The sequence below is a fragment of the Vibrio sp. 10N.247.310.98 genome (assembly GCF_041467395.1).
Classification (GTDB): domain Bacteria; phylum Pseudomonadota; class Gammaproteobacteria; order Enterobacterales; family Vibrionaceae; genus Vibrio; species Vibrio crassostreae_C.
On record NZ_JBFSUL010000091.1, the window covers coordinates 1 to 14,298 of the forward strand.

Here is a 14,298-nt window from a genome sequence, read left to right on the forward strand (position 1 = left end):
CATCACTTCACGCTACCCCTTATTCCATATGGGTTTTTCATGATCTTGCCCTGACCGCTGCACCGCTGGTTAGTACTAGAAACATAAAAAAAATATTATTAATTAGTCGGTTCACAGGTTCACCTCATAAACAACATTAAACGACCCTTGGTAATTACCTGAACTGAGTGCATTTCCATCGACATCAAAACTAACATCGTATGCTACATCAACTTTGTTACTACCTTCTCCATTCACTGTAATCACTTCTGAATCAGGAAAAGATACGGTATTAAGTACTCCGTCTTGGACAATCACCTTGTCAGGGCTTTCGCAGCCAATGGCACACGTGATTGTGTAGGGTATCTTTTCTAGCGAGTTATCAATATTTGTAAGCTCATAGTCACCTGACGTAGGGCTAAATGTCATAATAACGCCTGTAGGTAAAGTCCCTAACAAGCTAACATCATACCTCGTTGTACCAGAGATCCTTTTTGTTGCAGTATCATACTGGGGTTCAATATTCCCGTCTCCAAGTACCGTTAATGATTCAAGGATCGCAGCTTGATAATCAATCGTGATAATTAACGTCTCCGGCACTCTGGTATAAGTCATCGTACCGGTTTGACTTGTAAAAAAGTAAGTGGGTGAAAGGTTAATTGATGCCGTAAAAGTTCCAGATCCAACAGGGGCTGCGAACACATCATTACTGATATTAGGCAAAGCGAAAGCAGGTCGATAAAACTTAAAAGGCTCTATTCGGCTTGTTGCTGTGTAACCCATTCGCGACACACACAAAGTCGACTCTTGGCCCACTTTCGCACTCGAACCACTTATATTTGTAGCTGCACACTCATTGGCAACTCCCATTCCCACATTTGACCCGTAGTCTTTTGATGTGAAATAACTAGCCGAGCTACCCAAATTATACTCAACGCCTAACAACTCCAGGCTGGTGTTAAAACTTTCGCCTGTAGAATGATTAACAAAGCTAACGTTATTAACGGGTTGGTTATCCATCGTTGCGGGATACCACTCTGCCGTTGGTTGCTCTTGCGCTATCGTCCATGCAGATGGAGATATAGCTTCACTACCGAAATAACTATTTGGCGCCGCATTGTTCCAAACCACAGAGTTGTTTGCTGTAATCGTTCCGTATACATCTGCAGCATGGCTACTATCTAAAGCCGTGAATAATAGCGCTATACTAATTAGGCTATTTCTTTTTAATAGTGATATTTTTGTTATAACTGTAATCATGGTTGGCTACCTTAACGGATAACGAATCGACATTTTGCAGGCCTTCTGCTAATTTTATGGTTTTCTTTCGACCAGATAGTATTGTATTAGTTTGTTTACATTTGTTACTAACAGAATTCGGTTTACAGTTATCAAACTGTATGTAGAAAAATGTGTTACCATTATTTTCCACATAAACTTCTGAACCGTTATATTTAACTTTGTAGTCAACATTAGTATTTTTTGCAGGTACAATATAATAAGGAGCATAACCATAATTAATACCAATTATACTTTCTTTTTTATCTCCATCGATAACGCTAGGCATGAAAGTCACTTGATAAACTTTGTCCTTCTCTAAATCATCACAATTAACCTGACATAAATTCTTTACTGATACACGACGTCTTTCCCCCGGATTTAATATCAGTTTATTGGGTAATAGCGCAAGATCCCATAAAGGTAAATTATCTTTTGTTAGCTCTACCTTTTCTAACTCTCCGTTTTCAACCTTTACTTGGCTAACGTTACCTTTTATATATTCAGGTTCAGTTTTCGAACTAGTCAGAGTAAAAACTCCATTACCATCTTCTCCAGCTATAAGAAGCATTTTATCTATGCTAAATGCATGGCTAAAAGAGGTCGTCATTAATAGTATCGAAGTAAATATTACACGTTGCATAATTTTCTCTATGTTAGTTATAAGCATATGGCGTCATCTCCATATGAACTGCATAATTAATGAGTTCATCAACATACAGTTTGTTTGCCGTAGTTAGTTGCTCAGGAGACTTAGCGAATATATACAAATAACCGCCAAGCTTTTTGTTTATAATTTCAACACCTGAGTTGTTCAGTTTGTTCTGATAGTTCAATACAATATTACTATCCTTGTATTGCCCTAAGTAGTAATAATAAACACCATCAACTAGGGCTATCTGATAACCTTCACTATTTTCTTCGAATGATGGCATACAGAAGTTATTACCTAAATTCAAATTATTAACCGATGATAACTCCGGTATTACACATTGGTTTTCCTTAGATATAATTTTGTAAGGTTGTTTATCTTTCACCTTAAATTGATACACACCTTCAACAAGCTTGTCAGTAGAAACACAACCTCCACCGATACATTCAACTCCGTCTATTGGATTTCCATTTATATCACTAAACGTCGATATAAATGATTTCAACTCAGACAACGACGTATCCAAACGGATAACAGTTCCTGGATAACTAGTAGCCGACGTATAAGACTCACCATTGTTGTAAAAATCAGAGGCTTCCGTATCAAGCTTGAATTCATATTCATAGAACTCTTTTAATGGATATACCGTCAAAGCATCTCCACTAACATAAGCATTGCTTTGTTTTCCATTCTGCTCGGAGTTAACTACCGCCAAGAATTTTCCATCCGAAGACAGTTCCCCTGTATCATTATTCGAAATAAAATAAGAAGATGACTTTTCACTCGTAAACTCTATTCCTTGAGAAGTTACGATATTACTTGTACCAATATATGCAGAAACACTTGTATTGCTACTTGAATTGATATAGGTATAAGAGTTTGAGTCAATATATTTATTCTTATAATTTGCAGACAATGATAAATCGGCACTGCTTTGGTCTTCAGTAGAATCTTGATAATAAAGTCCCGCAGAGCTTGATACATTTAGATTGTTTCTGTTAATTAGACTACTTGAGACTGTATCTCTATGCGATAGCGCAACATCACCACTATCATCTATTTGTGCTTGTGTACTATGTGTGTATGTGTTTTCCTGGCCTATTGGAATAATTATTGAGGCCATAACACCATAATTTATATCGCTCGATTCACTTGCTGATAACTCTAAGTTCACCTTTGAGTCAAGTGGTAATGATGATATCTGCACGCCACTTCTTGCAGACCAACTTTCTGATTCATTATTATAACCATTACTAAAATCTTTATATTGGTTTTTTGTTAATATACCCGATATATATGATGATATATTTCTCGTTAAGTACTTGTTGTAATTTACTGATAATGACGTATAGTTCGAGTTACTGAATAAAAGTTGAGACAAACTAATATCTCCAATACTATTATCATTTTCACTATCAAATTTTGTGTAAGATACACTTAAGTTATAAATCCCCACATCAAAATTATAAAAACTAGATCCATCGTCAAATAATCCTGTTACTGCCGATATTCTGGACACTTCCCCTAAAGATAAGTGACCACCAACATAATTATAATTATCTTCCCCTGTAATAAACGAACCTGCACCCAGTGCAAAAAAATCCGTAACTTGATAGCTCAATTTCCCATTGGTGAACATTGGACTTTCATAATTATCATAAGCAAAGTTGATGGATTTCTGGTCAAAATCGTCCTCTAGTCCCGTATTCGTCAGGTCTCTTGATAAATAACCGGCTGTAATATGATAATCTAGTTCGCCGGTTTTAATCGACGAAGAGCTTGTATTGACTATCAACCTATCTTCTGTGTAAAACTCTTCACTGCCATCAAATATTCGAATTGTCGCAGTATAAGTACCAAATGGTAGCTCGTTATAGTCAAAGTATTCTTGCCCTGCATCCACATTACGACTTAATAGAACACGGCCTCTATCATCATTAATTTCTAGTCGACCAGCTCTTGAAATGTTCAAATATACTCGTCTAGAATTAGAAGATGATTTTTTTACTAGCTCTCTCGTCGATCCAATCGACAACATGTAACCAGAAGTTTTGCTGCCATTTTCTAAAAACTGAGTACTATTCCAAGGGCGTTCTTGGTATTTATACCCGACAGAGAAACGAGTATTACCACCAACATAGTTATACGATGAGTCATCCGAACTGAAACCATTGACATCACTAAAGTTTAGATCATTATGCAAATAGCCATACTTGCCAAAACCTGCATAATTTTCATGTTGATAAGAATAAGACGATGTATAATCAGTGTTGTCGCTATAAGAACCAGATAGATTCAAACCATGTGACATAATGATCGCGTTTTGATCGATCTCTTCTTTTACAAATTTTATTTCTGACTCTTCTATTATCTCAGTTAAGAATTGTGAGTTAACATGAATAATCAATGATTGGCTATCTGGCACATAAACAAAATCATATAAATCAGGTAGTAGACCACATTCACTTCGATAACCTTTACAATCTAGGCTCGATTCAACCCCATTTACCAGTGTTGTTGCCATCGCATCGCTAACATCTTTCTCAATACCAAGTTCATTCGCCAATGCTTGTGCTACAAGTTGTTTTTGTGAAGTGGGAATTCTTACTTCATCACCCGAGATGAAAGCTTCCGAATAGAATAATTTGTTGTTATCAGCCGAGAGAATTAGTGGCATTCTTATCAACTTCTCTTCAAACATATCTTCAAATCCATCTGGAATATTTGCGACGGATTTTGAACTATATATTATGGCCAAGAAAAATATGATAATTAAGTTTAAACCAAACCAAAGTCTAATAAACATTATAGTTGAAGCTCCACATTGAACGTAATACGACCATTGCAATCTAATGGCTCATCACTCGGTATATTTTTATTTGTCACTAATTCAAATTCATTGGTAGAGTTTTCATATTCAGTATTTTTAATATTATTAAATTCAAAGTTTGGTATATCTGAAATATCAGAGTAATGTTTTCTATCGATATAGAGATCGACAAAATCATCATACATAGTCTCACCGCTATCGTTGAAAACACATTTAGAAGTGAACTCTGATATGTTATAACTGTATTCAAACGAATCCCCAGAGCTTGTTGGTATATTCGTTCTAATATAAGAATAAAAACGCCCATTTAGAAAGGTTTCGTTCTCACCATCATACTTCAGTGCAATAAACTCATCAGATAAATCTACATTTATAGAATAGTCATACAAATTCGCTCTATTTATTTGTGTATTTACTGGAAATGAATAGCTTTCATAGCCAAAGCTATTGAAACTAAAAATAACAAGCAATAATAGAAAGAAATAATTTATATAGATATTCATTTTCATCAGCCTCGAAAAACAAGGCACTTAATTAATTAAGTGCCTATCAAATAATGAGATTTTTTCTTATGGCAAAGTTGCAATCATATCAACGTTAACGATAACTTCTGTACCAGCAATATCATCTGGAGTTGAGTGTGCTGTATCGTTAGCAACATACAGTTGAATCGTATCGCCTGCTGAAAGTTGAGTTGAAGCTAAGTAGTCAGCTGCAGTAAGTTCCGTCGCTGAAAGGTTATCGCCGACGACAATGTTAGGCTGTACTTCACCCATTGAAGCTGGAAGCACATTTACTTGTGATACCGTCCAGTTAGCTGGAGTTAAAGCCCCAAGCACAGCCCCCGTGTAGTCATGCGCTTCCAAAACAACTGCTTTAGTCGTTGCGAACGTACCGTCAGCGTTCACCTGTAACGTACCAACAAAAGAAGCAGGGTCTTCACTACCGCCCGCACCAGTAACAAGGATGTCACCGTTGGATACAAAACCAGGAACAAAGCCGCTGAATACTACAGAACCAATAGAGGTATCGCCAGGTGCAGAAAAAGCTGGAACAGATGTAATTGCAGATAGCAGTGTAATAAGTGTTAGTTTTTTCACTTTTATTTCCTTCGATATATTCATAATATGATTAGTTAGCCCCTTGCTAACTTCGGGTGTATGATATGCAATGAATAAACGTTTTGGTTAGCAAGTAAAGAAAAGTGACCTTCCGATATGCCTAGTGGATATTTGAGCAAGAAAACCATTCACCTAAAAAATAACCTAGGCATTTAATTCCTTAGGTTACTCATTCGCTAATTTAGTAACTGGTATTAGATCCCACCTTCGGTCTTATCTTATAAAAGTAGTTATTCACATGAACAACCCCACTTCAATATAAATACTAGAGACGTATAACAGTTTGAGTTTTAACTTATATCATTGCTAATAGCGCCAGCTGTCAACTAGGCACTCACCAGTGCCAGATACTAGCTCGTGCTAATTTAAAGTGATTTAGCCTTGTTAGAATACGCAAATAAATAATGGGCTGTGCTCTCTTTGCTTAATTCCCATAACATTCACTAATGAGTATTAAATACATGATGAGAATAAGTACATACGCACCTTTTCATAAATTATCCCTGTCAGTAGCGATATCATTGGCGCTGTTTGGGTGTGGTGCATCTAGCGACGAAGCGACTACTAACTCCAAACCCGAATCTCCAACATCAGGAGATACCCTTTACTATGCTCAGGATGTAATTCGTCAAAGCACTCCCACAAATACCTTTTTTGTTGATTTGTCGAATAATATGGAGTCATCTGATGATTCGTCAGTTACATTAACGACAGTTACGTCTTTGAATAATAGCTATGATTGTAATGTTGTATCCCAAAATGCCAATGGCTTCACCATTAGCGCTCAAAGTGCAAAAGTGTGCGACTACCGCTATCGAGTTGGCGCTGCGCTACCTTCTGACATCGCTATGAGCTCCCATAGTAACCATGGAGAGGCGCGTATTAGCGCTACTTCAGCAACATCAGGAGATGGTTTTGCTGAAGCGACAGTTCGTGCGGCTGTCGGTGAGTCAACTGAGCAACTTACACCGATTTCAGGACTAACCTCCTCTTTCACATCTGTACAAATAGATATCGCTAAAGAGCTTGGGAACGCGGGGTACTCTCTAGACACAAGCACATATGCATTAGCAACCACGGTTACATTGCCTAATGGTGATGCGACAAATTCAACTGCTATTGCAAACACATCAACTAATACGATTGATTACACCCCAGGAGATGGCATACCAAGCGGCGTAGAACGCATCCTATATAGCTATAGTGATGGTTCAAGTGTGTTAGCTGGTAGTATTGATATCGCGGTCTCAACAGACACAAACAGTGCACCAACAGCAGAATCTCGTAGGAAAATCAGTTATATAGATCCAGACTCTGGTGACGAGGTAGCTAAAATTCCTTATGGTAAACAATTAAGGTTCAATGTTGCGGATCTTATAAGTGACCCTGACGGTGATACTCTTCATCTCGTTGACATATACAGCTTTGGTGCAACCATCTTAATTCCAAACGATGCCAACAACGATGGTAATCTTTTCAATGATACTGAGTTTGATTTCACTAGTACCCAACCTGGAGAAACATCTGTGTCCTATGTTGTGTCTGATGGAAAAGGGGGCTATGCCACAGGAATTTTGCAAGGTTACGTCGGTAACCCATATGAGCCAATCGTCTCAGGGAATATCTACCTACCACCGTTGATGTACGCAGATGCTAAAGATGCTGAAATCATCGCCACACCTCAAGTTGGTAACGGTACTACCGCTTTAAATGGTATCACCACGGCTTCTCACGATTGGCACACTGCTAATCACTTGTGCCAAGCTAGAGGAGCACGATTGCCAACGGTGACGGAACTTCGAAGCCTATATGATGATGGCAATACTAGTGGCCGTTTGTTTACTAATCACAACTGGCCAATTGACGTTAGCTACTGGGCTAGTAACCAAGGAGCAAGTGGAACTAGCTATCATCATTCCGTAAACATGGCAGATAGAGTTGTTAGTACATATGATGCCAATTCGAGTGTTCGATTTGCTGCTTGCGTCGATGCAACACCTCTAGGGTATCCAGTTAAATTCCTTGGTGATGACATTGGTAATGATTATCTATTTGATACTCGTATCAATGCTCAAGTGACGTTTGGCTGTGGGTTTATTGTAGATTCTATCTCGCAGGTAGGAGGTGCTCATATTGGAGGCACTGGCGGAGCCAAACATACAATAAACGTTGCTGACATAGGTAGAGTTAGAGCTGTCTGGGGACCCACAGAGTTTGGGTCTGGAAACGATATGTCTCGACTCTTTCTATATAATAAATCTGGTGGCTTACTGTTAACCTGTGGTAGCAAATCTTACTCAGGTCACTATAGCGATGAATATACTCTAACCGCAGATGAGCAGTTAACAGGCTTTAGGGCCACAGGAGACAGCTACCTAAATGGATTAGAGCTTTGGGTTGATACCGAATAATCCTAAGACGCTAGCGTTAAACTAGTTATTCGTAACTAGTTTAACGCTAGACTGCACACTATTTATGTTTCAATTTAAACAATTTCAACTCAAACCTCACTATTACATCCAATCTAACTTTAGTCGAACTGGCAGGCATTAAACACTTGATACTAGGCTAGTATCTTGAGATGTTTAGCTTTCTATCTTGATACATTAAGGCAGCAATGCAGTAACACTCTCGAGACGTTCTATAATATGAACACGTTTACCGCATTGAACTTTCATTGAATAAAAAGGATTTATCATGAACAAACTCGTCATTATCATCTTATGTGTACTGCTTCCGCCTGTTGGCGTGTTCTTCGCTCGCGGCGCCGGGAAAGATTTGGTGATTAATATCATTCTTACTTTCTTCTTCTGGGTTCCAGGAATGATCCATGGTCTGTGGGTAGCCACCCGCTAACCCTTATTAACAAATAGATACTGAATAAAATATCCATAAAAACAAGCTCCTAGCTATGAAGAGTTAAAAATAGGATGAAATGAAAGTACTTTTCCACTATCATCCTGTCGCCTAAACGTAAGCGATTGCTTTCACAGATTTCGCTGAGTTTAGGCTCCAACTACATAACACTTCAAATGGTGGGAGCCTTCAATGACACAACTTACGATTACTCGTCCTGACGACTGGCACGTTCATCTACGCGATGGCGAAGTATTAAAAGATACAGTTCGCGATATCAGCCGTTACAATGGTCGAGCGTTAATCATGCCAAATACCATCCCACCGGTAACCGATACCGAAATGGCTCTTGCTTACCGTGAACGCATCATGGCAGAGCAGCCAAGTGAACAATTCCAGCCTCTAATGGCACTTTACCTGACAGACAACACAACACCTGATGAAATTCGTAAAGCGAAAGAATCTGGCGCTGTTGTAGCAGCGAAGCTATACCCTGCTGGCGCGACGACTAACTCTGATTCAGGTGTAACTTCAGCTCAAAAGATTTACCACGTACTCGAAGCAATGCAAGAAGTGGGTATGTTGCTGCTGGTACACGGTGAAGTAACGGCTCACGATGTTGATATCTTTGACCGTGAAAAAGAGTTCCTAGACACAGTTCTAGCACCGATTGTTAACGACTTCCCTAACCTGAAGATCGTTCTAGAGCACATCACAACTGCAGATGCTGCGACTTTCGTGAAGAACGCGAACGACAACGTTGCTGCGACTATCACCGCTCACCACCTGCTTTACAACCGCAACCACATGTTGGTTGGCGGCATTAAGCCACACTTCTACTGCCTTCCTATCCTAAAGCGCAACACGCACCAATTAGCGCTTATCGAAGCGGCAACAAGCGGCAGCAAGAAGTTCTTCTTGGGTACAGACTCTGCACCACACGCTAAAGGTGCAAAAGAGTCAGCGTGTGGTTGTGCAGGTTCTTACACAGCGCACGCTGCGGTTGAACTGTACGCTGAAGTATTCGATTTAGAAGGCAAGATTGAGAACCTAGAAGCATTCGCGAGCCACAATGGCCCAGACTTCTACGGCATGCCACGTAACTCAGATACAATTACGCTCGTTAAAGAAGAGTGGAATGTTGCTGAAACGATGCCTTTCGGTTCAGACATCGTTGTGCCAATCCGTGGCGGCGAGGCGATTGCTTGGTCTGTAAAATAAGCACTTGGGCTGTTAAATAAACACCCTCCATTTAGCGAAAAGGGTCACCATAGTAATTATGGTGACCCTTTTTTGTTTCGATGAAAGACTGTCTTATTCCCAGCAGTAATTTAACGATTACTTACCGCGAATTTTTCCGATAGCAGTCCAAATAGCAACGACAATCAATCCAGATAAAACCCCAATCACACCATTTAATAGCGTTGGTACCACCGCAGTCGCAATCGTATGCCCACTGAAGTCCATAATAATCGGTTCAATTAAATGATGAATCGCAGGGACGTTGTGAACCACAATACCGCCACCAACCAAGAACATCGCAGCCGTTCCAACCACCGCAAGCGTCTTCATTAACTTGGGCGCAAATGCGACTAGCCCGTTACCCAATTGGGTTTTAATGGCACTCCCATTCGATGTTCGCTGGAGATAGAAACCTAAATCGTCCAGCTTAACGATCCCTGCCACTAAGCCATAAACACCAATCGTCATCACAACCGCTATCAAACTCACCACAAGAATCTGAGTCACGATACTTGTACCCGTTACGGTACCCAGCGCAATTACAATGATTTCCGCAGATAAGATAAAGTCAGTCCGAATCGCGCCTGCTACCTTTCTCTTCTCATACTCTTCAACAGATTCACCCGAGCTGCTTTCCTCATCTTTCTCTTCGTGTTGATGAGCATGAGGAAAAAGCTTTTCTAAGATTTTCTCTGCCCCTTCAAAACAAAGAAACAGACCACCAATCACCAGTAGTGGCATGATCAACCAAGGAATGAATGCACTGATCAATAGTGCTGCCGGAACCAAAATCAGCTTGTTTTTAAATGAGCCTTTTGCGACCGCCCATACCACTGGGATTTCTCTTTCAGCAGAAACACCGGATACCTGCTGGGCGTTAAGGGCTAAATCGTCACCTAATACGCCTGCGGTTTTTTTAGCGGCTACCTTAGACATCAATGCGACATCATCCAACACGGTTGCAATGTCATCCAGTAGCGTTAATAAACTTGCTCCAGCCATTTTATGGTCTCTTTTAAGGGATTAAACAATTGATAAAATGTAACACCATCAATCCACTCATCAAAGTTATGAGTCTGTAAAAAATAGAGTCACAAGTTGTGTTTTCTATTGCTGTCTCTGTTAGACAGGAATAATCTGTCTTAATCTTTCACGAACATAAAAGAAAAAGTATAGATGAAAAGTGAATCTACCTACCCGATTGGTAAGCTAGGGCAAAAATGGCAACAAGCAGAACGTGAAGCATGGTTAGCTCAACGAACGGTTAAGCGTGAATACCAGCAAGAAGTTGTACCAAAGATTAAAGCACTGGCAGACCGCTTTGACATCGAACAATACGGCGCACTGAGCTACGACGAAGCTCGCTTCCCACTCTTCGCTATCAAGAGCAAAAACTGGGACGAGTCAAAGCCGACGATTCTGGTGACAGGTGGTGTTCACGGTTACGAAACCAGTGGCGTGCATGGCGCGATCAAATTCGCTGCGACTCAAGCAGAAAAATACACGGCGCACTTCAACATTGTTGTCGCACCTTGTGTGAGCCCTTGGGGCTACGAAGTGATCAACCGCTGGAATCCAAATGCTGTTGATCCAAACCGCTCTTTCTACGACGGTACGCCAGCAGAAGAATCAGCAAACCTACGAGCTCTAGTAGCGTCTCTGCCAGAAGTATTGGTTCACGTTGACCTGCATGAGACGACTGACTCTGATGAAACTGAATTCCGACCTGCACTCGCAGCTCGTGATGGCATTGAGTACATCGAAGGTATGATCCCAGACGGTTTCTACACTGTTGGCGATACTGAAAACCCACAACCTGAATTCCAAGCTGCTGTCATCGCTTCAGTTGAAAAAGTAACCCACATTGCGCCTGCGGATGACGAAGGCAAGATCATTGGTTCAGACGTCACTCAACACGGCGTGATCAACTACCCAATGAAGAAGCTTGGCTTATGTGGCGGCGTGACTGACTGTAAGTACGGTACAACCACAGAGGTTTACCCAGACAGTGACAAAGTAACAGACGAAGAGTGTAATGATGCTCAAGTTGCTGCTGTTGTTGGTGCTTTGGATTACGTTATTCAGCACGAATTGAACGCGTAAGCGTAAACCCGCTCATAGCTAGAACCGGGCACCTAGACTAATAACTAAGAGCCAAGAACTAAAAGAGCCACAAATGACTACTCACTTGTGGCTCTTTTTTGTTTCTCTTTCGCTGATGTCTTCTACGGCATAAAAAAGCTCCCTTGCACGCGGTGCAAGGGAGCTTTGAATCTGCTGATTAGAGTAAGTTCCTATCTAGAGGTACTTACTTAGTGGCCGGAGTAACCGTTTCTTGCCCTTTACCGACTTCTGTCAGTAGGCCTTTCAACAAGCTCACACAACCAATCAAAAGAATGATCGTAAACGGCAGTGCTGCAATAATCGTAATAGATTGCAGAGCTTGGATTGATTGAGTACCACCAATCCACAGCATTACCATTGCGATAGCGCCTGAGATAACCGCCCAAACCACTTTCTGTTTCACTGGCACTTCTAGTTTACCACCCGCTGTCATGCCATCGATAACGATAGAGCCTGAGTCCAACGTTGTAACGAAGAACACAATGATCAGTGCGACTGCGAGAACTGACAGAATGCTACCGAACGAGTAAGCATCTAGCATGTAGAACAAGCTTAGAGATACGTCTGTAATGCCTTGGTCGAGGCCAAGTTGTCCCACATGGTTAATTACTTGCTCGATAGCTACGCCACCGAAGATCGACATCCAAGCCGACGTTACCAATGTTGGGATAATCAGTACGCAAAGTAGGAACTCACGAACCGTACGGCCCTTAGAAATACGCGCTACGAACATACCGAAGAAAGGTGCATACGCTACCCACCATGCCCAGTAGAACACAGTCCAACCATGCAGCCATGTTGTGTCTTCACGACCCGCACTTTGGCTCAAAGCTACGATATTTTTCACATAGCCCGTTGCCGCCGTTGCCATTGAATCAAGCACAGTTGTGAAGTTCAATACAGCGATAAGACCAAGGAATATGAATGCAATAACCATGTTCAGGTTACTTAGGAACTTAACACCACCGTCCATACCACGTAGTACAGAGATGATCGCCAAGCCCATGATCAGAACGATGATAGATTGCTGAAGGAAGATGTTGTTTTCCAAGCCGAACACGTGGCTAATACCACTTGCTGCTTGTGTACCACCTAAGCCCAATGAAGTCGCAAGGCCAAACAGAGTAACCAGTACGGTTAGTACATCGATTACATCACCAGTTTTGCCCCACACACGCTCACCCAGAATTGGGTAAAACACAGAACGCATTGATAGCGGTAAGCCTTTGTTATAAACAAAGTACGCCAGACAAAGCGCCGTCATGCCATAGATAGCCCATGCATGAAAACCCCAGTGGAATACGGTTGCGCCTAGCGCCAGTTCACGACCAGCGGCTGTGAAAGGTTCTGCGTCTAATGGCGTTCCGAACCAGTTAGTGAAGAACGCAGTTGGCTCTGCAACACCCCAGAAGATAAGTCCAATACCCATACCTGCTGCGAATAACATCGCAATCCAAGATGACATTGAATAGTCCGCCGTCGCGTCTTCGCCACCTAAACGGATTTTACCCAACGGTGAAAAAGCAAGAACAACAGCAAACGCTAGCATGATGTTAGCTCCCCACATAAACAGGAAGTCAAACTTTGATAGAACAGCACCCTTAATAGAATCAATTGCAGCTTTAGCATCTGCAGGAGGAAGAGCAAGAAGAGTGATGATGAAGAGAAGAGATAAGCCAACTGAGGCTACGAAAACTGTGTTATGGACATCCATGCCCCATTTACTGACGTTGTCTTGACCAACTTGATAGTCAGTAGAATCAATACTGTACTTTTTTGATTTAAAACTCATAAATTATGATGTTCGCATATCCGATTCAACGAATATAAGGACGCTCTCCATATCCAACTACTACTTGATTGGCTCGCCGCATCGCCTAAATAAAAGGCAATAAAAATCACAATAGTTAGTGATAAATCGACTTACTGGCTCAATCCCAAGGCGAACATTATAGCACAGCTCAAAGCATTTTGACTGATTTTTAGCTCAATAGTCACCCAAACCACCGTTGATAGTGATAGTTAACCCAATAAAAACAGAATAAAACAAAAGAATAAAAACCTTCAAATACAACAATTTAAATTAAAATGACACACCGTAAAATCACATCCAAACTTTTTGCAGATAATTTTAATAATCACCCAATTTACTTATAGCTCTAATAAAAAAGGTTCATCGCGGCTTTCCGGGGAAAGCCGCTTTTATCTTCAAGAAG

11 protein-coding genes are annotated in these 14,298 nt (G+C 40.8%); 4 read left to right on the forward strand and 7 right to left on the reverse strand.

Going from position 1 to position 14,298, the window contains the following annotated elements; genetic code table 11:
• Positions 1-111: 111 nt before the first annotated feature.
• The 5 genes from AB6E78_RS22090 to AB6E78_RS22110 all read right to left on the reverse strand — a co-directional run bounded on the left by AB6E78_RS22090 (position 112) and on the right by AB6E78_RS22110 (position 5,839).
• The gene (locus AB6E78_RS22090; protein ID WP_102321325.1) at positions 112-1,239 is read right to left on the reverse strand and encodes a hypothetical protein; all 1,128 of its coding nucleotides are present in this window, start codon (positions 1,237-1,239) and stop codon (positions 112-114) included.
• The gene (locus AB6E78_RS22095) at positions 1,196-1,900 is read right to left on the reverse strand and encodes a hypothetical protein (RefSeq protein ID WP_229648578.1); all 705 of its coding nucleotides are present in this window, start codon (positions 1,898-1,900) and stop codon (positions 1,196-1,198) included. The genes AB6E78_RS22090 and AB6E78_RS22095 overlap by 44 nt, the downstream gene beginning before the upstream one ends.
• Positions 1,901-1,913: 13 nt before the next feature.
• Complete coding sequence (locus tag AB6E78_RS22100) at positions 1,914-4,715, reverse strand: CS1-pili formation C-terminal domain-containing protein (RefSeq protein ID WP_102321324.1); 2,802 nt, start codon at positions 4,713-4,715, stop codon at positions 1,914-1,916.
• Positions 4,715-5,242, reverse strand: a complete 528-nt coding sequence (locus AB6E78_RS22105; protein WP_240800848.1) for a hypothetical protein — start codon at positions 5,240-5,242, stop codon at positions 4,715-4,717. Before AB6E78_RS22105 ends, AB6E78_RS22100 begins: the two co-directional genes overlap by 1 nt.
• 66 nt (positions 5,243-5,308) lie before the next feature.
• On the reverse strand, positions 5,309-5,839 hold the full coding sequence (locus tag AB6E78_RS22110; RefSeq protein ID WP_102321323.1) for a hypothetical protein: 531 nt from the start codon (positions 5,837-5,839) through the stop codon (positions 5,309-5,311).
• A gap of 467 nt (positions 5,840-6,306) precedes the next feature.
• Here AB6E78_RS22110 and AB6E78_RS22115 point away from each other — a divergent pair, with 467 nt between their 5' ends.
• The 3 genes from AB6E78_RS22115 to pyrC all read left to right on the forward strand — a co-directional run bounded on the left by AB6E78_RS22115 (position 6,307) and on the right by pyrC (position 9,937).
• Positions 6,307-8,271: an adhesion domain-containing protein gene (locus tag AB6E78_RS22115; RefSeq protein WP_372074940.1), complete on the forward strand. Its 1,965-nt coding sequence runs from the start codon at positions 6,307-6,309 to the stop codon at positions 8,269-8,271.
• A gap of 286 nt (positions 8,272-8,557) precedes the next feature.
• A complete protein-coding gene (locus tag AB6E78_RS22120; protein WP_017059962.1) occupies positions 8,558-8,716 on the forward strand; it encodes a YqaE/Pmp3 family membrane protein in 159 nt (52 codons plus the stop codon).
• A 192-nt stretch (positions 8,717-8,908) separates the two neighbouring features.
• Positions 8,909-9,937 (forward strand): dihydroorotase, encoded by a 1,029-nt coding sequence (gene pyrC / locus AB6E78_RS22125; RefSeq protein WP_108093415.1) that lies wholly within the window; start codon positions 8,909-8,911, stop codon positions 9,935-9,937.
• A gap of 117 nt (positions 9,938-10,054) precedes the next feature.
• On the opposite strand, the gene AB6E78_RS22130 is transcribed toward pyrC, so the two are convergent.
• A complete protein-coding gene (locus tag AB6E78_RS22130; protein WP_372134216.1) occupies positions 10,055-10,960 on the reverse strand; it encodes a DUF808 domain-containing protein in 906 nt (301 codons plus the stop codon).
• A 174-nt stretch (positions 10,961-11,134) separates the two neighbouring features.
• Between AB6E78_RS22130 and AB6E78_RS22135 the strand changes: the two genes are divergently transcribed.
• On the forward strand, positions 11,135-12,061 hold the full coding sequence (locus AB6E78_RS22135) for a M14 family metallocarboxypeptidase (RefSeq protein WP_372074943.1): 927 nt from the start codon (positions 11,135-11,137) through the stop codon (positions 12,059-12,061).
• Positions 12,062-12,266: 205 nt separating this feature from the next.
• On the opposite strand, the gene AB6E78_RS22140 is transcribed toward AB6E78_RS22135, so the two are convergent.
• Entirely contained in the window at positions 12,267-13,874 is a 1,608-nt protein-coding gene (locus tag AB6E78_RS22140) for a BCCT family transporter (protein ID WP_017059966.1), read from the reverse strand.
• Positions 13,875-14,298 lie beyond the last annotated feature (424 nt).

Bases quoted from the DNA above. Each gene is read 5' to 3' on its own strand.
- AB6E78_RS22115 (WP_372074940.1), top strand. From the start codon at position 6,307: ATGAGTATTAAATACATGATGAGAATAAGTACATACGCACCTTTTCAT.
- AB6E78_RS22140 (WP_017059966.1), bottom strand. From the start codon at position 13,874: ATGAGTTTTAAATCAAAAAAGTACAGTATTGATTCTACTGACTATCAA.
- AB6E78_RS22100 (WP_102321324.1), bottom strand. From the start codon at position 4,715: ATGTTTATTAGACTTTGGTTTGGTTTAAACTTAATTATCATATTTTTC.
- AB6E78_RS22105 (WP_240800848.1), bottom strand. From the start codon at position 5,242: ATGAATATCTATATAAATTATTTCTTTCTATTATTGCTTGTTATTTTT.
- AB6E78_RS22095 (WP_229648578.1), bottom strand. From the start codon at position 1,900: ATGCAACGTGTAATATTTACTTCGATACTATTAATGACGACCTCTTTT.
- pyrC (WP_108093415.1), top strand. From the start codon at position 8,909: ATGACACAACTTACGATTACTCGTCCTGACGACTGGCACGTTCATCTA.
- AB6E78_RS22090 (WP_102321325.1), bottom strand. From the start codon at position 1,239: ATGATTACAGTTATAACAAAAATATCACTATTAAAAAGAAATAGCCTA.
- AB6E78_RS22135 (WP_372074943.1), top strand. From the start codon at position 11,135: ATGAAAAGTGAATCTACCTACCCGATTGGTAAGCTAGGGCAAAAATGG.
- AB6E78_RS22120 (WP_017059962.1), top strand. From the start codon at position 8,558: ATGAACAAACTCGTCATTATCATCTTATGTGTACTGCTTCCGCCTGTT.
- AB6E78_RS22130 (WP_372134216.1), bottom strand. From the start codon at position 10,960: ATGGCTGGAGCAAGTTTATTAACGCTACTGGATGACATTGCAACCGTG.